Source organism: Pseudomonas sp. Pseusp97 (assembly GCF_047304025.1).
Classification (GTDB): domain Bacteria; phylum Pseudomonadota; class Gammaproteobacteria; order Pseudomonadales; family Pseudomonadaceae; genus Pseudomonas.
In genome coordinates this window covers 1-416 of the sequence record NZ_JBGLYK010000501.1, presented here as the reverse complement: position 1 = coordinate 416, position 416 = coordinate 1, and the positions used below count along the sequence as shown (strand labels likewise).

The 416-nt window shown below is 62.5% G+C and carries 1 protein-coding gene; it reads right to left on the bottom strand.

Translation table 11 applies throughout. From position 1 onward, the window contains the following. Positions 1 to 2: 2 nt before the first annotated feature. Positions 3 to 416 (bottom strand): electron transfer flavoprotein subunit beta/FixA family protein (locus ACCC94_RS30110; RefSeq protein ID WP_413353223.1); only part of this gene is annotated, 414 nt, incomplete at its 5' end.

Sequence of the window (416 nt, the reverse complement as noted above, 5' to 3'; positions counted from 1 at the left end):
CATCAGATCACCTTCGCTTCGTTCTTCAGTTTCTCGACCAGTTCGGCCACCGATTTCACCTTGATGCCGGCGCTGCGCGCGGCGGGCGCTTCCACCTTGAGCGTCTTCACGGTCGAGGCCGTGGAGATGCCCAGCGCATCGGGGGTGAAGGTTTCCAACGGTTTCTTCTTCGCCTTCATGATGTTGGGCAGCGACGCATAGCGCGGCTCGTTCAGGCGCAGGTCGGTGGTGACGATCGCCGGCAGGTTCAGGGCAACAGTCTGCAGGCCGCCGTCGATTTCACGGGTGACGTTGACTTTGTCGCCAGCCACTTCGACCTTGGAGGCGAAGGTGCCCTGCGCGTAGCCGGTCAGCGCAGCCAGCATCTGGCCGGTCTGGTTGTTGTCGCTGTCGATGGCCTGCTTGCCGAGGATGAC